Source organism: Pseudovibrio sp. Ad13 (assembly GCF_001623225.1).
GTDB lineage: Bacteria > Pseudomonadota > Alphaproteobacteria > Rhizobiales > Stappiaceae > Pseudovibrio.
This window is the reverse complement of the sequence record NZ_LMCC01000004.1, coordinates 428,841-450,711: the sequence shown is the minus strand read 5'-3', so window position 1 is coordinate 450,711 and position 21,871 is coordinate 428,841. Positions and strand designations below refer to the sequence as shown.

Sequence of the window (21,871 nt, the reverse complement as noted above, 5' to 3'; positions counted from 1 at the left end):
GGGAAGACTGAGGACTAAGAACGGCATCAGCAAATGCCTCCTGCCCCGGCCAACTGAGAGACAGGACTTATCCTCCTTCTATCAAATCTTATAAACGCAAACCAAAAAACTATCCCCGCTAAGGTGGGCTTTTGATCATCAGCTTCAGATCTGGAAAGGCGGTTATGGCGCATTGCGCTGTTTATTTTTGTGTGCTCCCCTCCCCCTGGGAGTTTAAATAGCGGAAAAAACAATGATTTTCAGAGCTTTGAAAGATATGAATGCGTCTGTGCTGGGGTTCGGCTGCTGGGCTGTGGGTGGCACCTGGAATGACACAGAGGATCAAACCTCTATCCGAACCATGCGAACAGCCGTTGAGCTGGGCATCAATTTCTTTGATGTCGCACCGGTTTACGGGCTTGGGCATGCGGAAACGCTTTTGGGTGAGGCCCTCAAGACCTTTGAACGTGACCAGCTGTATATTGCCACCAAGTGCGGGCTTGTTTGGAACACCCCAGAGAGAGCTGTCAAAAACAATCTGACCAAAGCTTCTATTATAGAAGAGGTGGATCAATCACTCGAGCGTTTGCAGACAGAATATATTGATGTGCTGCAGTGCCATTGGCCTGATCCCCATACACCTGTTGAAGAGACCGCAGAAGGTTTACGTGCTGTTGTGGAGAGTGGGAAGGTTCGACATCTGGGTGTCTCCAACTTCTCATTGAAGATGACTAAAGGGCTGATGCAACATTGTGAGCTGGCTACTTATCAGGGGCTTTATAACCTTCTGGAGCCGAATGCCACGCATTATCATAATATACCGCTGAGCTACCGTAGTCGTGATGAGATCATTCCGCTTTGCGAGGAGCATGACCTCAAGTACTTGCCCTATAGCCCATTAATGCAGGGATTGCTGGCAGGAACCTTCAAAGCAAGTGGTAACTTTGACCAAAATGATGATCGCGCCAATAACCCGAAACTGAATTCTCCGCTACTGGAGAAGTATCTCGGCTGTGCTGACGAGTTGAAAGCTTTCGCTGAAAAAGCCGGTATGCCTCTGGCCCATCTGGCTATGGGGTGGTTGATGGCGCAGGATGCGGTCGGGCCCATTATTACCGGAGCCTATCAGGAATGGCAGGTGAAAGAGAACATTGCGGTCACAACACGCTCTTACGATGCGGACCTTTTGAAAGGTGCTGAAGACATCGTTGCTAAATGGGCGCTATCTTAACTTATCGAGATCGAGCCAACAAAACCCAGTTCTGAGGAACTGGGTTTTCACTTCGCAATCCAGAGCAATGTGACTTTATATATAGGCTTTGCCCTCATAGTTTTGGTCGACACCATTTAGAAGCAGCTTATCCCTCTGATCCTCGCTTCCAAGATCAGCATTGGGTTTATGCTCGAACGCAAACCCGATCTCCTTTTCTTTCATCAGTAGAACAAAGAACCGCTGTTTGACTGTGGAGCTCCAGAGCGTGCACAAATCTGTTTCAAAGTCTGAGCGAACATCTGAGTCAGGCATGAAACTGAGTTCTAACCACAGTTCGCCTTTTAGGTCATAGATGGCAACTTCACGCTTTTGCCACAAACATCATCGCCACCTTACACCTCGATTGCACCTCTCGCCCTAAGGCCGAATGCAGCATGTCTCCAATGCGTATCGGATCGACTTCCCACAGAGCCGAAACTGAGCTGCTCTTACTTTGAATGGTATTTTCTGCGCTGCGTCCGAACCTCACCTCACACACTAAGGTTTGCTATGAGAAAGCCATCAATAAGAGAGCAGCCCTACTCACGTGCCTCATTAGGCCTGAAATATCTTCATCTTTGCACAGTCAATACAACATGGAAGAGATTGGTATTTTCTGAAACTGGCGTGTTCGAGCAGTATGAGGCCCGAAAATAGAATATGAAGATCACAAGCTTAGAGATGTGAGACAGGTTTTTAGGTCTCTTTGATATTGCTTTTGCAGGATCAGGCAAATCGGCAAAAGCTATCCCCAAGACTAAGTATTTTTACTCTTGTGTGTAATGCATTTAAATTTGTAGGTTTCGCGCACACCAAGTGGTGCCTAACCAATCACTGTCAGCGACGGCTTCTTGCTAAGCCAGATCACTTTCGCTGTATGGCATCGCTATCCATCTGTGCCTCCGCCATGGAGGCAACCGCGTTGCCAGCTTCCGCCCTTTGTGCGTGGAACCCATTTCTGGCAGTGATCGTATAGGCTCGCCCATGAGCTTTCGCGGCAGATGGCTAACAAGCGGATCATGGCTCTTGGTTGAGCTGCTAAATCCACGTGACGTGCGCACTCGAGCTGCATGCGTGGATATCTGCCAATAAACAGGACCAGTATGACTGATCAAACCTGCGCAGATCTTATTCCGGCCCCCGAAGGGCCGTCCAATCTTATTGATACTGATTATGAAGTAGGACAAGACAATATTACACCGCGAATCGCTGGTGTTCCGTTTGACGTCCACAATATCGTTTTCACTATTTCCAGTATTGCGATTGCAATTTTTGTTGCAATTACTCTGCTCTATAAAGACGCTATTGGTCCGGTCTTTGGTGATCTACGTGTTTGGCTCACTTCTAGTTTTGACTGGTTTTTCCTAATTGCCGGCAATATCTTTGTGTTGCTTTGCCTCTTCCTTATTGTGTCTCCACTGGGAAAGGTTCGCATCGGCGGCAGAGATGCAAAACCAGATTACAGCTACAGCGAATGGTTCTCCATGCTGTTTGCTGCGGGCATGGGCATCGGCCTTGTCTTTTACGGCGTGGCTGAGCCACTTGGCCATTTCTCTTCCATCACTTCTGGCAGCAGCTGGGCCCCATTGGGCGGTGAAGCGCTGAGCGGTGCGGAAGCAGAGCGCCTTGCCATGGCCTCCACCATCTTCCATTGGGCCCTGCACCCATGGGCAACTTATGCTGTGATTGCTCTTGGTCTGGCTCTGTTTTCCTATAACAAAGGCCTGCCGCTGACCGTCCGCTCTATCTTTTATCCAATTCTGGGTGAACGCGTTTGGGGTTGGCCGGGTCACGTGATTGATATTCTGGCTGTGTTTGCCACCATGTTTGGTCTGGCAACCTCTCTGGGTATTGGTGCAGAACAAGCCAATGCTGGTTTGAACCATTTGTTTGGTCTTGAAATCACGACAACAACCAAAGTCATTTTGATCATCGCGATCTCTGCTATTGCACTTTGTTCCGTTGTTATGGGGCTGGATAAAGGCATTAAACACCTTTCCACCTTCAACGTAATCACCGCTGCTTTGCTGCTTGGTTTTGTTCTGTTGGCCGGTCCAACATTGGACATCCTGCAGAAGCTGTTCTGGAATCTGGAAGCTTATCTGGAATATCTGCCAGCACTTTCCAACCCAGTTGGCCGCGTTGACGATAACTTCCGTCAGGGCTGGACAACTTTCTACTGGGCTTGGTGGTTCTCCTGGGCACCGTTTGTGGGCATGTTTATCGCTCGCATCAGCCGTGGCCGCTCCGTTCGTGAGTTCATGATTTGCGTGCTGGTTATTCCAAGTGTTGTTACCACCCTCTGGATGACAGCCTTTGGCGGCACAGCGATTGAGCTGGAAGCGACTTCTACCCTTGGCAAAATTGCAGGTGCGGCGACTGAAATTCAGCTGTTCGAGATGCTGAGCAACCTGCCACTTGCTGAAATCACATCTGTACTGGGTGTTGTTTTGATCATCACATTCTTTGTGACATCTTCAGACTCCGGCTCTTTAGTGATCGATACCATTACAGCTGGCGGCAAGGTGAACGCACCCGTTCAGCAGCGCATCTTCTGGGCGTCTTTGGTTGGCCTTGTTGCGATTGCATTGCTGCTTGGCGGTGGTCTTTCCAGCCTTCAGGCGATGACGGTTTCAACCGGCTTCCCGTTTGCGATTATCTTGCTTGGCGCATGTTTTGCAATCGTCAAAGGTTTGCGTAGCGAGCCTAGATAAGCAAACTTCATACTAAATTCAAAAAGCGGCGGGATCATTTCCGCCGCTTTTTTGTTTGAAGTGACTGCATGTGGGATCGTCGTTTGATCCGCTCTACATCAATGAATGGTTGCTGCCAGCTTCTTGGCATCTGCGCGCATGTTGGCCGGAAGCGGGATGTAGCCGGATGAAATTGCGGCTCCCCTTGCCTGTCCGCTCAAAACAAATTCAGCAAACTGGCGCACCGCAGTGCCAGTTTTCACATCAGGGTAGACGTCTTCCGTCACCAGCCAAAAGAATGAAATGATGGGGTAAGCGCTGGGAGCTTCAGGGTTGTGAATCTCATCAATGGAGAGCGGATCGCCACTTCTGCTGATCTCCTCGATGGCTGCTTCTCCGGCATTGAGTGAGGGTGCTACGAAGTTACCCTTTTGGTTTTCGACCAGAGCCATCGGGATTCCCAGTGTGCTGCCAAAGGCTGAGGGGGCATAACCGATTGAGCCATTGTTCTCGGTGATCTTGGTGACGACCTCAGAAGAACTGGGCACAAGGACAGCGTCTTTCGGGAAAGTTTCCAGTGGCCAAATGCTGGCAGATTTGCCAGACCATGCATTTTCGGCGGTGTACAAGTGCTTGGAAAGGGCAAGGTTTGCGCCGCTGGCATCACTGCGGCCAACAATGGTGATTTTCAGCTTTGGCAAGCGCAGGTCCGGGTTCACCATGCGGATTTCGCGGTGGTTCCAGTATTGGATGGAGCCATCAAAAATACCGGAGAGCGCGTTGCGCGTGAGCTTCAAGTGGCCAACACCTTCAATATTGTAAAGAATACCGAGCATGCCTGCGGTGATGGGGATCTCCAGCAGTTTGTCCTCTATGGCGACAGGCTCATCGGCGGCATCAATATCAAGGTCTTGCTCGAGGATCGCTTCCAGCGGAGCGCTGGAGACAGCAAAATCGACCTTGCCAGCCTGCAATGCCAGCACCCCAGCTCCACTGCCGATCGGGTCGTATCGCACTTCGATCTCGGGGTTTGATGTTTTGAAGAGACGCAAAGTCTCATTGAACAGGACGTCTGGATACATGGAGCCCGCTCCGCTCAGTTCCTCGTAGGGTTCTGCCTGAGCGTAGCTGTCCTGAGCCATTGAGGAGTTAATCAGAAAACCGGTTGCCAAAAGCGAAAGGAACGAAGCAGCTACAATCTGAACGCACAGTTTTGGAGAGATCCGGTTGAGCATGGCACATCTTTCTCGGAGATTTTCCAATATGTAGACGCTGGTGTGCGTCATTTTATGCTGTTGGGCGCTGATATAACCGCCCGCGCAAGGCCCCTCATAACTTAGATTTCATAAAGGCTTTCTCATTGTGGGCTGCGGTATTCTTTGAAAACTTTAGCTATAGAAACACAGCATTGGTTTTGCTTGATCTTAGGGAGAGATTTACTTCGCTGAGGCATGGTCTGCGCAGGTAGAATATCGTACCCAAACAAAGGTGCGGAGGATGGCAAAGAACAAGAAGCCACTTCAGTGGAGCAGCAAGACAGACACCACCGCGCATGAGCACAACAAGCAGGTGCTGAAGACGGTGCGCCATTTGCTGCGCGCGCATGAGACCAGCTGGCTGGTGAAGCGGCTGAAGAAGTGGTCGCCCACGGATTTGCTGCAGTTGTTGACTGCCCTGCCCCTGCCGGATGCTCGCAAGCTGTTTGCGCTGCTGCCTATTCGGCCTTCCACTAAGATCCTCGCTGAGCTTTATCCGGATTTTCGGGCTGAACTGCTGAAAGACGGGACGACCACACGGCTGGTGGAGATTCTCAATACGCTGAAGGAGAATGATCTGGCGGATACGCTCGATGAGTTTCCGCAGAGTTTGCTCGACATCATCGTGCCGCAGCTGGATGCGCGGGCGGAGATTGAGGAGCGGATTTTGCATGGGGAGGATACGGCTGGGCGGTTGATGAGCCGGAAGTTTGTGGCGTTCAACGAGGATTATACGGCAGGGAAGGCGATTGCCGCGATCAAGAGCCAGTATGATCTGGTGGGGCGATTTCGTACGGTGTTTGTGGTGGATGCTAAGCACCGGCTGGTGGGCCGGCTGGATGTGACGCGCTTGCTGACGCTGGAGCCCAAAGCACGCATCGGGGATGTGATGGATGCCAATGTGCTGGCGGTGTCTGCGGAGATGGATCAGGAGGATGTGCTGCGTAAGGCGGCGAAGCGGCAGATCTCCTCCATGCCGGTGATTGATGTTGACGGGAAGCTGATTGGGCGGATTACGACTGAGCAGATGAACCAGATTGTGCGGGAGGAGCTCTCGGAAGATCTGATGTTGATGGGCGGGGTTTCGCCGGAAGCGCGACCATCTGACTCCGTGCGCCGGATCATCAAAGGGCGGCTACCGTGGTTGATGACAGGGTTGATTGGATCTGCTGTTGCAGCGCTGGTGGTTGGGTCTTTTGAGGATGAGCTGGAGAAGGCGGCTATTTTGGCGGCGTTTATTCCGGTGATCATGTCGATGGCGGGCAATTCCGGGCTTCAGGCGTCTGCTGTTGCGGTGCAGGGCATTGCGACGGGGTCTATCTGGACGGGCAGTACGCTGTTTCGGCTTTGGAAGGAGTTTTGCGGGGCGCTGTCTAACGGTGTGATTGCGGGCAGTGTACTGACTGTGCTCATCAGCATTGGGGCCGTGCTGTTTGAGATTCATGACCCGGTGTGGCTGGCGCTTACGGCTGCGTCCTCTCTGGTCATCGTCACCACGGTGGCTGCCATGGTGGGGGCAACGGTGCCTGTGGTGCTGGACAAGATTGGCATTGATCCGGCAGCGGCGACGGGTGTTTTCATCACCACTAGCAATGATGTGCTTGGGGTGTTGGTTTACTTCACGACGGCCAGCTATCTTTATCTGTAACTTGACGTTTCCTGCCCTGACGGTCCCTACTACCCAACGATGAGGGAGAGATTTTCATGGAGCAGGAACAGAGTTTCAGCCACAGCGAAGGTGAGGCTGGGGAGTTTGAGGCGCGGGGGTTGCGCAGTTATTTTGAGTACCGCGACCTTGGAGTTGCCGATGCCACCAATGGGGCTGTGGTTGCGCATGTGATCAAAGCGCGTGAGGGGCACAATGCGACGGGGCAATGGCATGTGCATGATTGCTCCTTTCAGTTTTATTATGTGCTGAAAGGCTGGGCGCGGTTTGAGTATGAGGGGCATGGCATCCGCACGGTGAAGCCGGGGGATTGCGTGGTGCAGCCAGCGGGCATTCGCCACCGCGAGATTGAGCATTCTGAGGATTTTGAGTTGATCGAGATCGTCTCGCCTGCCAATTTTGGTACTCGGGCGGAGGACGAGACAGCAGAGACCATTGAGGCCTGAAAGTAAAACCGGGGCTTGTGAGCCCCGGCGTGTTTTATGAAATCAGCGCTGTGCAGCTGCTGGTTTTGCGCGGCGTGGTCTGTTGCTCTGGCTGCGGTTTGGACCGCTTTTTTGAGCTGGGCGCGCATTTGCGTTTGGTTTGCCGCCGCGGCCACGACCTGCATTTGGCTTTGCACCGGCTGGTCTTGCGCCTGCCTCACCTGCTGGTTTGCTGCCTTGTGCGGCACCGTTGCGGCCTGCACCACCTGCTGGACGACCAGCACCACCGGCTGAGCGGCCAGCGCCGCCGCCACCACCGCCACTGCGGCGACGGTTGCCTTGCGGGCGTTTGTGGCGTTTCAGCTGTGTTTGTTCGTTTGCTGGATCGTACGCAGGCATTTCGCCGTCCGCCCAATCGCCATCACCAGACGGGATTTTGCGGCCAATCAGGCGCTCAATGTCGCGTAGGTATGGCTGTTCGGTTCCATCACACAAGGAGATGGCAACACCGCTTTTACCTGCGCGGGCTGTCCGGCCAATGCGGTGAACGTACGCTTCCGGCACATTTGGCAGCTCGTAGTTGACCACATGGCTGACGCCATCAATATCAATACCGCGGGCAGCGATGTCTGTTGCCACAAGGATTTTGATGGAGCCATTTTTGAAGCCATCCAGCGATCTTTCGCGCTGGCGCTGGCTCTTGTTGCCGTGGATGGCTGCTGAGCTGAGGCCTGCTTTGTCCAGATGACCGCTGACACGGTCTGCGCCGCGCTTGGTGCGGGTGAAGACGATGGCGCGTTCGATGTCTTTTTCTGACAGGATTTCCTGCAGGGCAGCTCGTTTTGAGCTTGAATTGAGGAAGCGAACGGACTGCTCGATTTTCTCAATTGGACGGGAGACCGGCGCCACGGAGATTTCGCGCGGGTTGGTCTGGAACTCTTTGGCCAGCTTGCGGATCTGGTGTGGCATGGTTGCGGAGAGCAGCACTGTCTGGCGCACTTTTGGCAGTTTGCCAAGAATACGGCGGATGGCTGGGGCAAAGCCAAGGTCCAGCATCTGGTCGGCTTCGTCCAGTACCACTGTTGTTGTGGCATCCAGCTTAATGCCACCGGTGCTCATGTGGTCTTCCAGACGGCCCGGTGTGGCGATCACAATGTCCAGGCCTCTGGACAGGGCGCGCAGCTGTGGGCCGGGTTTCACACCACCAAAAATAACGGCAGTTGATGGGCCGATATACTGGCCATAGGTGCGCACGCTATCGGCGATCTGGGAGGCAAGCTCACGGGTTGGCGCAAGAATAAGCGCACGGCAGGTGTGCGGCGCTGGTTTTTTGCGGTCTTCTGCCAGACGGGTCAGCAACGGCAGCACAAATGCTGCGGTTTTGCCGGTGCCTGTTTGTGCGATGCCGAGGATGTCCTCGCCCGCTTTCATGTGCGGAATTACTTCACGCTGGATTGGAGTTGGGGCTTCATAGCCCTCTTCTTTTACGGCGCGCAGGATAGGCTCGGCGAGGCCAGCTTCGTCAAAATTCTTCACTCTCGTACTTCCAAGATGTGCAGAGCACGCCCCCTGATATGGGATCAGGAAGATGCTCATAGATTAAACGCCAGCATATACCCCGCAGACATACATCTACGCGGCCAGACTGGCTAAAATTGAGATCCATGGAGTTTGAGAGGAGCTTTGAAAGCGACCTAGAAACGCTGCGGACCACGGTGCGTGCCCGTGTTACATCCCACTCGAGCAGGCTGCCTTGCTGAATATATTGCAGGCAGCGGGGTGGCGCTCCAAGCATATGCCCGATAAGCGCGTTGCCTCGGGAGATATAGGTAAATGCGCGGGAATGCAAGGGGTGGGGTGCAGATGCCCCCTGCCGAGCTCTCCTCACCGATATCATCCCGCACACGATGCGGGAACCAGAGCGGTTAGAAAATGCCTCATGCTAACTGCGAATACAGATCACGCCATGACGGGTTAAGTGTTTCAATTAGCTTCAGCTTCCACGCTCGTCTCCAACGTTTCAGCTTTTTCTCACGAGCGATTGCATCCCCAATACGCTCAAATTCTTCATAATAAACCAGCTGAGAAACGCCATAGCGAGCAGTAAACGAGGTTGCCGCCTTCTCCCGATGCTCATGAATGCGGCGCGCCAGATTATTGGTGACGCCCGTGTAGAGCGTCCCGTTTCTCTGACTTGCGGTGATGTAGATGTAATAGGGCATGTCGTAGTTTGGGAGTGTATGTGCAGGTTGCCAATCGCATGATCTGGCTAGGCCTTTATCAGGGGCGATTTCCAGCTGGATCCCGCATCAAGTGCGGGAAGACGGCGGTGGGGACTTAGGCTCCACGCCCACCCTCGTTGTCATGCCGGACGAGCGAAGTGAAGATCCGGTATCCAGAGCGAAGCAGCAGGGCGGAGCTCACGGCGTATGCCCGATGAACGCGGTGGCTGAGGAGGCGTTTGTGTGCATGCTGTAGTTTGTGGGTGTACATGCAGATTGCCAATCGCATGATCTGGCTAAGCCTTTATCTGGGGTGAGTTCCGGCTGGATCCCGCAACAAGTGCGGGAAGACGGCGGTGGGGGCTTAGGCTCCACGCCCGCCCTCACCGTCATGCCGGACAAGCGAAGCGAAGATCCGGTATCTAGGGCAGGAAGGATAAGCATTTCTAGGTAGTCCGTGCTACGCTTTCAGCTTATCTGAAATCTTCTCCAAGGCACTTATCGGCGAACCATCATCTTTATGGTCAACAATCCTTGGTTTAAAAAGAGCATCAAAAACAAGCAATTTTTGAGCATCCGTTAGACCACCATTTTCACTCGCAGCCATATGAGCGTACACCCGCGTCAATGCCTCTTTACTTTTCGCTTCATTATATTGATTGTAGCTTTGAATAAATATACGCGAGAAGAACCTCAACACCCATGCAACAAAGATGACGGGTGCTGAAATTAAAACGAATGAGCCCCATGGTACCTCTTTTGCAAACTTCGTTATCTGTTCTAATGGAGTGACTGTTGCTCCCTCATAAGGGGCAAGAAAACCACCTAAGCCATGCAATATTTCTGTTCGATAAAAAAACGCGGAAAGTATGACGAGAAAGAAAGGCAGCATTCCCAAAGTCGCTCCAAGCAAATGTGACCGAGCGAGCCTCTTCCAACGTTCAGAAGCCGGTTCCAGCGCTAAGTCAATTCTTCGCTGCGCGATAAGTTCAGACAACTCAATCTCACGATGGCGAATTTGAACTTTTATCGCCTCATATTGCTTTTTTGCATCTTCAACTTCTTGAGTTAACGAAGACAACTCTCTTTCTTTGAGAGAACTTCGTCCTTCCAGCCTTCTATAAGAATATGATGTAAAGCTATGTGATGCTCTGGTTTCTTTTGAACTTCCTATGAAACTAGGTTCCCAATCATCCATAAACTTTTGCCGCAACAAACGGACAAAATCATCTGATGCCTGTCCCGGTCCAGACATAAACTTAACACGAGCATGGAAGCATAAATAGTAAAGCCGTTCACGGGGCGCCGCCTCAGAATCGAAAACGAAACGTCCAACGTCATTTTCTGCTAACAGAATACAATTTGATGAAATCAGTGAACCTATATTATTAAACTGCTTTCCTGCGATAGCGTTATGATAGTAATCCATCACATGACTAGAGAGTTGAAGAATTTCTGGAAAAGATAAATCTCTTGTCAGCCGATCCCACTTTTCCAACTGAGATTTTAACCAATTTATTATCTCAGTTTCACCATTCAGTTCTAGATAAATACCTTGCTCAGGTACATCTATCACTGCACGTTTTCCGGGCTTCCATGAACTCAGCGGGACTAGCTCACTCATTTTCTCACCAACGATGTATTCAGGTTTTGGATAAATTCTCGCAAAAATTGCATATACTAAAACGACTACAAACCAAAGCTGTATCGAGTTTAAATTTGGGCACTTATTCATTGCACCAGTACCTTAGGGATCAGCAACCAGTTGTTCCTGGGACGGGTTTCTCAGTACACCTAATCAAGCCTCCCTCCCCGTCAACCCGGACAAGCAACGCGGAGATGCGGTATACAGTGCTATGGGTGTTGGCGTTGGTGAGTGTAGCTCTGGATCCCGCATCAAGTGCGGGAAGACGGCGGTGGGGTTCGCGATGTTTGTTGAAATTTTGTAGCGTATCTCCACGGCAACACCTCCGCCTTCTTCTGCAACTTTTCGTTGACAGGGCGGGCGTTCCATTCCACATTCATATGTGAGGCGTAGAAACCTCTGAAAAGCGGCTACCGCTCCCGTCAACTAGCGGATTTTTTGTGTCTTTTTTCTAAAGGCGCAAACCCTTTGCTATGAGCGGGAGGGCGGTGAATACAACACCTCCTTCGGGAGGGAATAAACTCGCCTGTCTTTTCCAGGTTTCTAACCTCCCGCTCGCCAGTGGGTCGTAGAAAACTCCTTGTCGTGCGGATCTTCAACAGCCAGAAAAGAAGGCTTTGAATATGGACGACACTGCATGCGCCTGTGGCGCCACAAATACTCTTCAAAATGAAATTGACGAAGTGAACGTTGCTGTTTCTGATCTTCAGAACCTTGCATACATCCAGCATATGGTGCTGAGCGAGCGGATGAAGAACAGCTGCGAGCGGGATGCTTTGCTCACTTTGCATTGTGCACTATCTGACCGCCTAGAGGCACTCAACAAGACCTGCGGAATTTTAACTGATGCGTTGTCCGGCACATCCTTCCCTAAAGGATTTTCCGGTCACGCGACACGCAGCGTCGCCTCTCCAACATTGGTCAACACTAAAACTGTGTCTCTTGATTAGATCACCGTGAAATGGCACTCCAAGGACTGGCAGTACCACCCTTACACAGCCCTTCATGAGTGTCCTGCTGGTCTGCGGCCGGGCGAATTGTGCCCGCAGGCCAGCGTTTGTGTGTGCGTTTGTATGGATGTGTTGTGCTTTCCCGTGAGCTTTAGGGGTATGGATCCCGGCTCGGGGGCCGGGAAGACACCGGGGGGTTCGCCAGCACGAGGCCTAGATCTCGCGAGTTCCCAGAGATTGGCAGAAGCGGAGCAAGTAACTGTCTGGATCAGCGACGACGAACTGGCGGTTGCCGACTTCAGTGTGTTTTTTGCGGTACCACTTGTCCTCGGGCTCCAGAAAAAGCGAGACCTGCGCTTGCTTCAGTGCATGGAGCATAGGTTCTATGGTTTCCACCTCAATCTGCACGTTCAGTCCCCGCCCGAATGGATAGGATTGTGGGGCGTGGCCATTGTCGAACGTTCGGCCTACTCCAATCTGGTCGATCATGATCTCCGCAAGTCCAAGGCGCAGATAACAAAACCCTTTTTCTGGCCGCTCGTAGACGCATTCAAAGCCAAGCACCTCGCAATAAAAGCGCTTGGATGCAAGCCAATCGGAGACGGCGAATTCAGGGACCAGCGGGCTGCTCATGCCGGAACGAGGCCGAGCAGGTTTGGTAGGGTGGTCATGGATTGGAACGGGTGGGCGCCGAAGAGGTTTGAGGGTGCTGGGATGGTTTCTGGCGTGTAGGCGAAGCAGCGCATGTCGGCGCTGGCGGCGGCTTTCATGCCGGTGGCGCTGTCCTCAATGACGACGCAGTGCTCCGGGTTGATGCCTGCCCTCTTCGCGGCGTGCAGGAACAGGTCCGGCGCGGGTTTGCTGGCGCCGACATCCGTTGCGGTGAAGACGTTGCCGTCAAACCATGGCAGCAGGCCGGTGATTTCCAGCGACATGCGGACCGTGAACGGATGTCCGTTCGAGCCAACGCAGATGGGGATTTTTGCGTTGGCGAGTTGCTTTATCACCTGCTGAATGCCGTGGACGGGCTGGACTTCCTTTTCCAGCAGAGCGTTTGACTGCTCGTGGAAATCCTTGTTCCAATGGCTGGGCGCGTTCAGGCCCTGCTCTTTAAGGTAGGCGTCAACCTCGCGGCTGGTTTTGCCGACGAACATCTCCCAGCATTGCTGAAAGGTGAGCGGCGCCCCATAGGACTGCAGCAAACGATGCAGAGTGCGGATGTAGAGCGGCTCGGAGTCCACAAGCACGCCGTCACAATCAAAAATCACAAGTTTGGGTGGGGCCGATAAAAAAGACACTGCAATATTCCCGAGAGTAAAACCGGAGCCTAGCTTTTGGAGGCGGACGTGGCAACCGTGATCTGATGGGTGGCTCTTGGGAGGACTATCCGGCAACTTTGCGCATGAGGGCTTCGATTGGGCCGCGTTTGAAGTATCGGCTCCAGATGAGGGCATAGACGACTGCTGTAACGCAGAAAATGGTTGAGGCGAGGAAGGTTGCCTGCGGGGTTTGGCCGCCGAGCAGGCCGAGTTCTTCCATCACGCCCATGCCGAGCAGGATGTGGGCGAGGTAGAGTGTGAGGGTCTGGCGGCCTGCGGGGTTGAGGACGGTCAGCACGCCGAGGCTTTTCAGCATTGGGGCTGCGCGCAGGCATACGCCGACGACCATGGAGGCGACGGACATACCAGCCATCAGGTAAAACGGCATTGGCGGCACCGGGCTTGTGCCCACCAGACCGGCCAGTTCCGGCTCTACCATCGCGATGAGCGGTTGCAGGTAAGCACTGACAGCGTTGACGAACAAGAAGACCAGAAGGCCGCCGAACATGAGCGCATCTTGCGTTTTGGTGGAGGAGAGGTTTGAGCGGCTGAGCATCACACCAAACAGTAGGAACCCAAGCCACGGGATGACCGGATGCCAGCCGTTGAAGAACAGATTGCGGAGGAAGCCGACGGGTGTCCAGAACTCAGGATAAGTCAGGTCGGTCCAGTTCCAGCCAGCGTCATAATCCAACAGGATGACCATGACCACCGCGGTAGTGGCAAGACCCGCAATGAGCCAGCCCAGAGCGCGGGTGCTCAATGGCAGCAGCAGAGCGCCGAAGAGGAAGTAAAACGCGTAGTAGTGCAGGATGTCAGCATCAAAAATGAGCATGTTGAGCAGGCCGAGCACGAGCAGGAAGGCAGCGCGTTTGACCGTGGTGAAGATGGTGAGGTTAAGCTCCCCTTTCATCCCCGCCAGACCAAGGCCGATGCCTGCCAGCACGACGAAGGTGGCTGCAGCGCGTCCTTCCAGTGCGTAGATGATGTTGCTGAGGATACCCTCAGCGCCTTCTGCACCCATCACGATGGAGAAGTTGACAATCACCATACCCACGAAGGCGATGAACCTGGCAAGGTCCAGCCCCTCCAGTCGCCCGATTTTAGTTGCTGCAGCCATCACGTTCCTATCCGACCTGATATGGCCTATACTGTTCGTTCTGCCTCCCAGAGCACCCCGCGTTCATTTACATTCGCGCACCGCACTCTAACATCTTTGTCGGAGCGAATTCTTTTCGTTTGCTTGAATCCAATCAAACGGAACACGCTCTAACCCCCAACGGGTTGCATGCCCTTTACCTTCTTCGTAATGCCGCCAAACAAGGTTTGAATTGCAAGTGCGCTGGCATCATTGGTTGCGATGTTTCCGGCCTGTGATGTGCTTGCTGCTGCATACAAAACAGCGTCCAGCGAGGCTATAATCCAGCTGTTTGGAATGAAGGAGAGAATGTCGCCTTCTTCCTTTGCGCGAACAATTAAATCACAGAGTTCCTTGTCGTGGCGCTTGATTTCTCTAGCAATTTCGGGATCATCCCAGACGTCGGGATTCTTCCAGAGGAAGTGACAGGAATCTGCATAAGGCACCAGAGCGCCTACAATGGCTTTGAGCTGTTCAAACGCTTTGCGCTTGCCTTTGATGGCTGCATAAGACGCTTCGTCCATCTGGTCTAAAGCGCGCAAGGCCACGTCACGCAGCAATTCCTCACGTGTGCCAATAACACGGTGAAGAGTTACGCGTTTTACGCCTGCGGCCTCTGCAATATCTGCCAGAGACGCCCGTGGCTGATTGTTGAGCACACGTACGGCTGCTTCCAGCAGTTTGTCTTTTGTGGTGTTGTTCAATGGTATCGACATGATACTTATATGTATCATTAGATACACAACTGTCAATAAAGGTCCTGTAATTTTCTGCAGGAAATAAGAAGGTTAAAAGCCCATGTTTCTTCTCAATACGACGGATTTTTTATGAGTATTATCAAAAGAATGTGCCAAGCTTGCTTTGTGGCACCGGCTCTCTTCATGAGCGTGATTATTAGCCCGCCAGCCTTGGCTGACCATTGGGTGCCCTGGGCGTTCTCATGGGATAAAAATGGCGCAACACAGCAGCATATCAGCCCACAACAGGGCTTGAGTAAAATAAAGACAACCTCTCTGTGGAGCCCGGATGGGGAGCTGCTGGTGGTTCAGCTGGTTTCTTCCAAGAGCTTCAAAGAGACAGTTGAGTTGCTGGACAAGGACATTTCCTCCAACAGCAATCCGGAACTGATTGCCCGGTATGGCACGCTTCTGACGTATGGGGCCTATATGTCGGAGGATGAAAGCGAGATGGCTGAGCTGGCAGCCCGTGCTGATGTTTATTTTGATCAGGCACTGAGTCAAGATAAGGCCAGCTGGGGCGCGTGGCTTGGGAAAGCAACACTCTATGGCTTCTCTCATAAGCGGGATCAGGAGGCCTCCTCCATCAAAATCCTGAAGTCCATGATTGAGGCGCAGCAGAAAACCAAGTCCAACTGGCATCATGTGTATCCGTATCTGGTGCTTGGGGCGATTTATGAGCAGAAGCGGGACTTTCTAACTGCCAAAGAAATCTGGACAGAAGGTCTGCAGCACTTCCCTAATAACGAAGCACTGCATGCAAAAATGATCGACTGATCTGATGTGCTGGCGAGACAACCTCTTGCCAGCCCCTCTTCTACTACTTCTTCTTCAGGGCTTTGATGAAGGAATGCGCTGTTAGTCCGTGCAGGATCACGCTGAGGCCGATGGTGGTTACGGCAGTTGATGCGATGACGGAACTGCCCGGCAGGTTCGCATCCAGCACGATAATAGCAAAGACGATGCTTGCTAGGCCTCGTGGGCCAAACCAGCCAATAAATAGCTTTTCTTTTGTGCTCAACGGCTCACCGCGCAAGACGAAAAGGACAGGCAAAATTCTGACGACCGTCAGGCTCAGGATGGAGTAGGCCAGGATTTCCCACGTGAACTCATGCAGGACTGAGCCGATGATAGCTGCGCCAAAAATGAGCCATGTCATGAGGGAGAGCGAGTCCCCTATTCCTTCTGCTGAATCCAGGAGCTGCTCTTTGTAAGGCTTCTCCAGCCAACCGAAAACAATACCGCCCACAAAGGCCGCGATGAACCCGCTGCCACCTGCCAGTTGCGCGACTGAAAAGCAGCAGATCGCCAAAGCAACGACAGTCACTTGCTCCCACGTTTTGGATTGCTCCTTGGTCTGGAAAGAATAATCAATGATCTGCCCAGCGAGAATGGCAATGCCAATCCCCACAAGAACACCCAGGCCAATCTGCTCAGCAAGCAATTGCGCGGCCATTTTGTTCAGGTGGCTTATCAGGGATGGATCAGCTGCAATTGGGAGGAGAGAAAACACGATTGGAACGCAGATGCCGTCGTTTAACCCGCTTTCTGCATTCAGAGTTCCTCTGATCTTGGCTGGTACAGAGGGATCTGTCACCACAGCCTTGCCAAGCGCGGCATCCGTTGGAGCGAGTAAAGCAGCCAGAATTGCAATCTCGATGACAGGGAGTTGTGGCAACAACGCCATCCCGGCTCCGATGCCAAATATGATTGTGAGCGGCAAGCCAACCAAGAGGAGCCGTCGTGGCAAGTCAATGTTGGTGGCAAGGACTTTGAGGTTTGCTTTGGCCGCATCCGTAAACAAAACAATGGCGAGGGCCAATTCGGCCAATGTCTTGATGGATTCATTAGTGAGTTTGACCTGAAACCACCCCAAACCGTCATTGCCAAGCAAAAAGCCAATAATGCAAAACAGCAATGCTCCATTGATCGGCTTTTGCTCCAGCCGTCGGCTCATCACGCTGTACAAAAAAACCACTGCAAAGATGACGGTCAGATTTTGATAGGACATTTGGCCATTTTAATCCCGGCGGTGTCCACTATTCGTGTTCAATGGATCGCCTTTAAGTTGCGCATTCCCGATACTCTAAGAAGATAGTCTTTGCATTGGTTTAAGCTGCACAAGCCGATTTGCCTCAGCGCCTCAACAGTCTCATTGCTGCCCAACGAAGACCTGTGTCGAATAATCAATCACTATTTGCTCGTCCTCCCCCCAATGTTCTTGCAGGATCTGATCAAGCTCAATCAGGAAAACGCCATTGCTTGCTTTGATCGCAGCTTGAACTTTTGAGGAGGATTTGGCCATTTCAACAAAATCCTGATGTGACATGGAACGGGACCAAGGGAACCGCCGAACGTTTGCCTGAGCAAAGCCTGCCTTTTGCATCTCCTGCGCATAGTCGAACCTGCGGTAATCTCTGGAGTAACTGGTGTTGTGCGTTTCGATTAGGGTTTCATAGGCACGCATGAAAGCGCAGGCTTCCAGCTGCCGGTTGTTCTCGATAATTACCAGACACCCTTGTGAGGTGAGAACACGCTGTACTTCCCGGTAGAACTTCGGTCGATCAAACCATTGTGCGGCCTGTGCGACGGTGATGAGATGAAAGGCACTGTCTTCGAACGGAAGCTTTTCAGCAGCGGCTTGATGCCAAGACACTTCACCTGCCTTATCCCTTGCTTTTGCCTGAAACAGCATGTCTTCGTTGACGTCGCATCCTGTAAACTTGCTGCTTGGTGACAGCCCTTGAAGTTGGCGCGTCAAAATTCCGGTGCCGCAGCCAACATCCAATAGATGCCCCTGCTCTGCACCTTTGGGCATCTCCAACAGATCCACGATGTGTTCCAGCGCATCCTGTGGGTAGCGCGGACGAGCTTGGTCATAGATTTTCTGCAGGCCGGAAAATGCGTGATCACTTGCGATATTCATGAAGCACCTCAATTTTGCATACATAAGTATACAAAAATCAAACCTAGCTAAAGTTGTTATTGGGAGATCATGTATCAGACACCCGAAGGTGGGATGTTCAGCTTCAGATACTCAGGCTAATCAACACTGTGATGTTTGATGTAAACTCACTTGTTCCATCTGTGTCGGGCACGGTAGGTTTCTTCCATGAAAACAACGAATGATATCATTGATGGTGTACCCGTCATCGAAAAGCTCAGTGTTGATGAGCTTGCTGCTGGGAAACACCGTTTCTTCTTTAAAGCCTCCACAGACTCCCTGGGAAATTACCACCGTATTCCAGTGATTGTGATCAAGGGTGCGGAACCCGGAACAAAGCTATTCATTCAGTCAACGCTGCATGGCGATGAGGTTCAGGGGGTGGATGTGATCCACCAGTTGTTACCGCATCTTGATCCAGCGGCTCTGAAAGGTACTGTTGTTCTGGTACCGGGCGCAAACCCTCCTGGCATGCAGCTGGCTTCGCGCTACTACCCTTCGCAAAATGAGACACAGACCTTCACAAACCTCAATCGCATGATGCCGGGGGATGCGAAGAGCTCAAATGCGGGAAGCCGGTATGCCTATGCGCTTTGGCATAATCTTTACATGGACAATGCGGATATCTTTCTGGATCTGCACACGGATTCAACCGGAACAGCTTTCCCATTCTTTATGTTCGCAGACTTCCGCAGTGCAGATGTATGTCGACTGGCCGCTCTTCAACCTGCAGATCAGATCCTAGAAGATGACGGTATTGATGGCTCGGTTGAGACTGAGTTGGTTCGGGCTGGTATTCCATCGCTTACCATCGAGCTGGGCTGTGCCAATGTGTTTGATCCGGATATGACCCAGCGCGGCGTTCAGGGCATTTTGAACACTTTGATCGACTATGGGATGATTGCCGGCAAAGTGAACCTGCTTGGGATTGAAAGCTATGTGGGGAACGACGATGTGTCGATCACTGCAGACACTGGCGGGTTTGCGCGTGTGTTGGTGCAGCTTAATCAGGAGGTGACCAAAGGCCAGCTGGTTGCCACCATGACAAACGCTTTCGGCGATGTAGTGGCGAAGTACACTGCGCCTTGTGATGGGCGCGTGCTTTCCGTTTGCACCACTCCCTTACGGGAACCGGGCGCGACTATCGTGCAAATACTGCGACGGGTATAGATCTCACAGTGAGAGCAGGCCGCTTCTGGTGGGCCTGCTCTCATTTTCATTTATGCATATCGTTTGGCACCGACAACACAGCCAACCACAACGACTGTCGCTGCAATCATCATTGACGAAATCGTCTCCTGAAGCAGCAATGCTGCGAGCATGAGGCCGAAGAATGGTTGCAGGAGCATAAGCTGTCCAACCCCCGCTGCACCGCCCAAAGCCAGTCCGCGATACCAGAATACAAAGCCAACCAGCATTGAGAAGACAGATACGTACATGAGGCCATACCATGCGGTAGACTGACTGTCTGGCAGCTCCGCAGGTACACTCAGGATTGCAGCCACCAGCATGACTGGAAGAGCCAGCACAAGTGCCCATGAAATGACCTGCCAGCCTCCCAGTTTTCTTGAAAGTGTCGCCCCTTCTGCATATCCAAGGCCACACACAATAATTGCGCCGAACATGTAAAGAGAGCCAAGCAGTGAGCCTTCTGCGTTTTGTGAGAGCGCGAACATCGCCACAGCAAGACTGCCCACACCTGAGAACACCCAGAAGAATGGTTTTGGTCTTTCCCCTCCTCTCAACACAGCGAAGATTGCCGTCGAGAATGGTAAAATTCCCATCAGAACCAGGGACTGGGCTGCTGTCATCTGCGCGAGTGCTAATGCAGACAGCAGTGGGAAGCCGATCACGACACCAAGTGCAACGACTGCCAATGACAGGATATCCTGCCGTTTTGGGAGAGGCTGTCTCAGCACGCTCAGCAACGCAATGCCCAGCAATGCAGCAATCACTGCGCGTATGCTTGTCAGAAAGAATGGATCAAATCCGGCGACAGCTGTGCGTGTTGCGGGTAAAGAGCCGCTGAAAATTATGACACCGAGCAGACCGTTTCCCCAGCCTGCTGAGCCTCTTTGTGCCAGTGATGCTTGCATCATTCACCTCCGTTTTCCGTTTTTTAGCGAGGTGGGGCTAGGCACAACAGCCACAAAACAATACAATTATGAGAAACTGTACTGCTACAATCGTCAATACAGCAGGTGAGATGTAAAATGGCTTATGGGCAACAGACACAACGCGTGATGCAGGCTGTGCGCAGCAAGATCAGCAGCCGCGCGTTGGAACCGGGTGAGAAACTGCCAAGCATCCGAGGGTTTGCCTCAACAATGAATGTTTCCGCCTCCACAGTAGTTGAGGCTTATGACCGGCTTGCTGCCGAAGGGATTATCTTTGCCCGCAAAGGGGCCGGGTTTTATGTCTCCCCGAAAACGCAACCCTTTACGGTTTCAGAGATTGGACCGCATCTGGACAGGGAGATCGATCCGTTCTGGGTCTCTCGTCAATCGCTGGATACCGGCCGAGATATGCTCAAACCCGGATGTGGCTGGATGCCTGCGGACTGGATGCCGAACGCATCCCTGCGCAAGGCCATTCGTAATTTGAGCAAGGCGGATGATCACTTGCTTTCAGATTATGCAAGTACACGGGGTGCCAGCAATCTGAGACGGTTGCAGGCACGGCAGTTTGCGGCAGAAGGGATTGAGGTTGATCCAAACCAGATTTTGCTGACCGGTTCTGCTACCCAATCCATTGACCTCCTGTGCCGGTTTTTGCTGCGCCCCGGAGACAAAGTTCTTGTCAGTGACCCGTGTTACTTCAACTTTCAGGCAATCCTGAAAGCGCATCAGGTTGAGATTGTGAGCGTGCCGTACACCAGGACAGGCATGGATTGTGAGCAGTTTGAGCAGGCTGTTGTGGAGCATAAGCCACGTTTTTACATCTCCAACACCTCCTTGCATAACCCTACGGGGGTCACCCTCTCTCCTCAAGGTGCTCATAAGATCCTGAGTATCGCGGCCCGGCATGATCTCATCCTGATTGAGGATGATGTGTTTTCTGAGTTTTTGCCAGAAATAACGCCGCGCCTGACTGCCTTGGGCGGGTTTGATCGCGTGATCCGACTTGGCAGCTTTTCAAAGACATTGTCGGCTTCCGCACGCTGCGGATATATCGCTGCCAGACCAGACTGGATTGAAGCTCTGGTTGATCTTCAGGTGGCTACGACCTTTGGTGGTCCCAGCCCGATCACCACGGAACTTATTTATGCTTGCCTGAGTGATGGCTCCTATCGAAAACACATGGAGGCTTTGCGTATTCGCCTTGCCAAGACACGGCGCGAGGTTTCCGCCAATCTGGTTGAGCTGGGCATCCAGACCTGGTTGATGCCAGAGGGCGGATTTTACCTCTGGTGCTCGCTGCCGGAAGGCATCGATTCAGCAGAACTCGCCCGCGCAGCCCTGCAGCAAAACATGGTTCTCGCCCCAGGTGATGTTTTCAGCCCAACCCAATCCATGGGCCAGTTCATGCGCTTCAACGTCAGCCAGATGGGGAACCCGATGACCTATGAGATTCTGGCGGACGTGATGTGTAATCTTTAGTGGCTTATTGCCGACCTCAATTCAGTAGGAACAAGCCCCCAAGTCT

At 52.5% G+C, this 21,871-nt stretch carries 20 protein-coding genes; 8 read left to right on the top strand and 12 right to left on the bottom strand.

Annotated features, from left to right (window positions below; translation table 11 throughout):
• Window positions 1–232 precede the first annotated feature (232 nt).
• Window positions 233–1,210: an aldo/keto reductase gene (locus PsAD13_RS06810; protein ID WP_063317648.1), complete on the top strand. Its 978-nt coding sequence runs from the start codon at window positions 233–235 to the stop codon at window positions 1,208–1,210.
• Between the two features lie 75 nt (window positions 1,211–1,285).
• Here the strand turns inward: PsAD13_RS06810 and PsAD13_RS06805 are convergent, their stop codons facing one another.
• Window positions 1,286–1,504 carry a hypothetical protein gene (locus PsAD13_RS06805; RefSeq protein ID WP_153040854.1) on the bottom strand — a complete coding sequence of 73 codons (219 nt, stop codon included), beginning with the start codon at window positions 1,502–1,504 and terminating at the stop codon, window positions 1,286–1,288.
• Between the two features lie 830 nt (window positions 1,505–2,334).
• Between PsAD13_RS06805 and PsAD13_RS06800 the strand changes: the two genes are divergently transcribed.
• Complete coding sequence (locus PsAD13_RS06800) at window positions 2,335–3,945, top strand: BCCT family transporter (RefSeq protein WP_063317646.1); 1,611 nt, start codon at window positions 2,335–2,337, stop codon at window positions 3,943–3,945.
• A gap of 98 nt (window positions 3,946–4,043) precedes the next feature.
• Here PsAD13_RS06800 and PsAD13_RS06795 read toward each other — a convergent pair whose 3' ends face one another.
• Window positions 4,044–5,159 carry an extracellular solute-binding protein gene (locus PsAD13_RS06795; protein WP_057464736.1) on the bottom strand — a complete coding sequence of 372 codons (1,116 nt, stop codon included), beginning with the start codon at window positions 5,157–5,159 and terminating at the stop codon, window positions 4,044–4,046.
• A gap of 262 nt (window positions 5,160–5,421) precedes the next feature.
• Here PsAD13_RS06795 and mgtE point away from each other — a divergent pair, with 262 nt between their 5' ends.
• Both mgtE and PsAD13_RS06785 read left to right on the top strand, forming a co-directional pair.
• Window positions 5,422–6,828 carry a magnesium transporter gene (gene mgtE / locus PsAD13_RS06790; RefSeq protein ID WP_063317645.1) on the top strand — a complete coding sequence of 469 codons (1,407 nt, stop codon included), beginning with the start codon at window positions 5,422–5,424 and terminating at the stop codon, window positions 6,826–6,828.
• A 56-nt stretch (window positions 6,829–6,884) separates the two neighbouring features.
• On the top strand, window positions 6,885–7,292 hold the full coding sequence (locus PsAD13_RS06785) for a cupin domain-containing protein (protein WP_063317644.1): 408 nt from the start codon (window positions 6,885–6,887) through the stop codon (window positions 7,290–7,292).
• A gap of 42 nt (window positions 7,293–7,334) precedes the next feature.
• Here the strand turns inward: PsAD13_RS06785 and PsAD13_RS06780 are convergent, their stop codons facing one another.
• The 3 genes from PsAD13_RS06780 to PsAD13_RS06770 all read right to left on the bottom strand — a co-directional run bounded on the left by PsAD13_RS06780 (window position 7,335) and on the right by PsAD13_RS06770 (window position 11,228).
• Window positions 7,335–8,807, bottom strand: coding sequence for a DEAD/DEAH box helicase (locus PsAD13_RS06780; protein ID WP_063317643.1), 1,473 nt, complete (start codon window positions 8,805–8,807; stop codon window positions 7,335–7,337).
• A gap of 401 nt (window positions 8,808–9,208) precedes the next feature.
• Window positions 9,209–9,493 carry a GIY-YIG nuclease family protein gene (locus tag PsAD13_RS06775; protein WP_063317642.1) on the bottom strand — a complete coding sequence of 95 codons (285 nt, stop codon included), beginning with the start codon at window positions 9,491–9,493 and terminating at the stop codon, window positions 9,209–9,211.
• 460 nt (window positions 9,494–9,953) lie between these two features.
• Entirely contained in the window at window positions 9,954–11,228 is a 1,275-nt protein-coding gene (locus PsAD13_RS06770; RefSeq protein WP_063317641.1) for a hypothetical protein, read from the bottom strand.
• Window positions 11,229–11,761: 533 nt separating this feature from the next.
• On the opposite strand from PsAD13_RS06770, the gene PsAD13_RS06765 reads away from it, so the two are divergent.
• Window positions 11,762–12,088 (top strand): hypothetical protein, encoded by a 327-nt coding sequence (locus tag PsAD13_RS06765; RefSeq protein WP_063317640.1) that lies wholly within the window; start codon window positions 11,762–11,764, stop codon window positions 12,086–12,088.
• A 213-nt stretch (window positions 12,089–12,301) separates the two neighbouring features.
• Here the strand turns inward: PsAD13_RS06765 and PsAD13_RS06760 are convergent, their stop codons facing one another.
• From PsAD13_RS06760 to PsAD13_RS06745, 4 genes are all read right to left on the bottom strand, one after another.
• The gene (locus PsAD13_RS06760; RefSeq protein WP_063317639.1) at window positions 12,302–12,721 is read right to left on the bottom strand and encodes a VOC family protein; all 420 of its coding nucleotides are present in this window, start codon (window positions 12,719–12,721) and stop codon (window positions 12,302–12,304) included.
• Window positions 12,718–13,386: an HAD family phosphatase gene (locus PsAD13_RS06755; protein ID WP_208986470.1), complete on the bottom strand. Its 669-nt coding sequence runs from the start codon at window positions 13,384–13,386 to the stop codon at window positions 12,718–12,720. The genes PsAD13_RS06760 and PsAD13_RS06755 overlap by 4 nt, the downstream gene beginning before the upstream one ends.
• An 85-nt stretch (window positions 13,387–13,471) precedes the next feature.
• The gene (locus PsAD13_RS06750) at window positions 13,472–14,527 is read right to left on the bottom strand and encodes a DUF418 domain-containing protein (protein ID WP_063317638.1); all 1,056 of its coding nucleotides are present in this window, start codon (window positions 14,525–14,527) and stop codon (window positions 13,472–13,474) included.
• Between the two features lie 149 nt (window positions 14,528–14,676).
• Window positions 14,677–15,261, bottom strand: coding sequence for a TetR/AcrR family transcriptional regulator (locus tag PsAD13_RS06745; protein ID WP_208986469.1), 585 nt, complete (start codon window positions 15,259–15,261; stop codon window positions 14,677–14,679).
• Between the two features lie 165 nt (window positions 15,262–15,426).
• Between PsAD13_RS06745 and PsAD13_RS06740 the strand changes: the two genes are divergently transcribed.
• Window positions 15,427–16,059, top strand: coding sequence for a hypothetical protein (locus tag PsAD13_RS06740; RefSeq protein ID WP_153040853.1), 633 nt, complete (start codon window positions 15,427–15,429; stop codon window positions 16,057–16,059).
• Between the two features lie 43 nt (window positions 16,060–16,102).
• Here the strand turns inward: PsAD13_RS06740 and PsAD13_RS06735 are convergent, their stop codons facing one another.
• Together PsAD13_RS06735 and PsAD13_RS06730 are read right to left on the bottom strand one after the other, a co-directional pair.
• Window positions 16,103–17,293, bottom strand: coding sequence for a cation:proton antiporter (locus tag PsAD13_RS06735; RefSeq protein WP_063294677.1), 1,191 nt, complete (start codon window positions 17,291–17,293; stop codon window positions 16,103–16,105).
• A 141-nt stretch (window positions 17,294–17,434) separates the two neighbouring features.
• Entirely contained in the window at window positions 17,435–18,208 is a 774-nt protein-coding gene (locus PsAD13_RS06730) for a methyltransferase domain-containing protein (protein ID WP_063317636.1), read from the bottom strand.
• Window positions 18,209–18,394: 186 nt separating this feature from the next.
• On the opposite strand from PsAD13_RS06730, the gene PsAD13_RS06725 reads away from it, so the two are divergent.
• A complete protein-coding gene (locus PsAD13_RS06725) occupies window positions 18,395–19,396 on the top strand; it encodes a succinylglutamate desuccinylase/aspartoacylase family protein (RefSeq protein WP_063317635.1) in 1,002 nt (333 codons plus the stop codon).
• A gap of 50 nt (window positions 19,397–19,446) precedes the next feature.
• Here PsAD13_RS06725 and PsAD13_RS06720 read toward each other — a convergent pair whose 3' ends face one another.
• Window positions 19,447–20,322 carry a DMT family transporter gene (locus PsAD13_RS06720; protein ID WP_063317674.1) on the bottom strand — a complete coding sequence of 292 codons (876 nt, stop codon included), beginning with the start codon at window positions 20,320–20,322 and terminating at the stop codon, window positions 19,447–19,449.
• Between the two features lie 117 nt (window positions 20,323–20,439).
• On the opposite strand from PsAD13_RS06720, the gene PsAD13_RS06715 reads away from it, so the two are divergent.
• Entirely contained in the window at window positions 20,440–21,825 is a 1,386-nt protein-coding gene (locus PsAD13_RS06715; RefSeq protein ID WP_063317634.1) for a PLP-dependent aminotransferase family protein, read from the top strand.
• The last annotated feature ends 46 nt before the right edge of the window (window positions 21,826–21,871 follow it).

Coding starts and splice junctions, on each gene's coding strand:
- PsAD13_RS06785 (WP_063317644.1), top strand. CDS start 6,885: ATGGAGCAGGAACAGAGTTTCAGCCACAGCGAAGGTGAGGCTGGGGAG.
- PsAD13_RS06770 (WP_063317641.1), bottom strand. CDS start 11,228: ATGAATAAGTGCCCAAATTTAAACTCGATACAGCTTTGGTTTGTAGTC.
- PsAD13_RS06745 (WP_208986469.1), bottom strand. CDS start 15,261: ATGTCGATACCATTGAACAACACCACAAAAGACAAACTGCTGGAAGCA.
- PsAD13_RS06725 (WP_063317635.1), top strand. CDS start 18,395: ATGAAAACAACGAATGATATCATTGATGGTGTACCCGTCATCGAAAAG.
- PsAD13_RS06740 (WP_153040853.1), top strand. CDS start 15,427: ATGAGCGTGATTATTAGCCCGCCAGCCTTGGCTGACCATTGGGTGCCC.
- PsAD13_RS06805 (WP_153040854.1), bottom strand. CDS start 1,504: ATGCCTGACTCAGATGTTCGCTCAGACTTTGAAACAGATTTGTGCACG.
- PsAD13_RS06715 (WP_063317634.1), top strand. CDS start 20,440: ATGGCTTATGGGCAACAGACACAACGCGTGATGCAGGCTGTGCGCAGC.
- PsAD13_RS06730 (WP_063317636.1), bottom strand. CDS start 18,208: ATGAATATCGCAAGTGATCACGCATTTTCCGGCCTGCAGAAAATCTAT.
- PsAD13_RS06750 (WP_063317638.1), bottom strand. CDS start 14,527: ATGGCTGCAGCAACTAAAATCGGGCGACTGGAGGGGCTGGACCTTGCC.
- PsAD13_RS06720 (WP_063317674.1), bottom strand. CDS start 20,322: ATGCAAGCATCACTGGCACAAAGAGGCTCAGCAGGCTGGGGAAACGGT.
- PsAD13_RS06810 (WP_063317648.1), top strand. CDS start 233: ATGATTTTCAGAGCTTTGAAAGATATGAATGCGTCTGTGCTGGGGTTC.
- PsAD13_RS06775 (WP_063317642.1), bottom strand. CDS start 9,493: ATGCCCTATTACATCTACATCACCGCAAGTCAGAGAAACGGGACGCTC.
- PsAD13_RS06795 (WP_057464736.1), bottom strand. CDS start 5,159: ATGCTCAACCGGATCTCTCCAAAACTGTGCGTTCAGATTGTAGCTGCT.
- mgtE (WP_063317645.1), top strand. CDS start 5,422: ATGGCAAAGAACAAGAAGCCACTTCAGTGGAGCAGCAAGACAGACACC.
- PsAD13_RS06760 (WP_063317639.1), bottom strand. CDS start 12,721: ATGAGCAGCCCGCTGGTCCCTGAATTCGCCGTCTCCGATTGGCTTGCA.
- PsAD13_RS06800 (WP_063317646.1), top strand. CDS start 2,335: ATGACTGATCAAACCTGCGCAGATCTTATTCCGGCCCCCGAAGGGCCG.
- PsAD13_RS06735 (WP_063294677.1), bottom strand. CDS start 17,293: ATGTCCTATCAAAATCTGACCGTCATCTTTGCAGTGGTTTTTTTGTAC.
- PsAD13_RS06765 (WP_063317640.1), top strand. CDS start 11,762: ATGGACGACACTGCATGCGCCTGTGGCGCCACAAATACTCTTCAAAAT.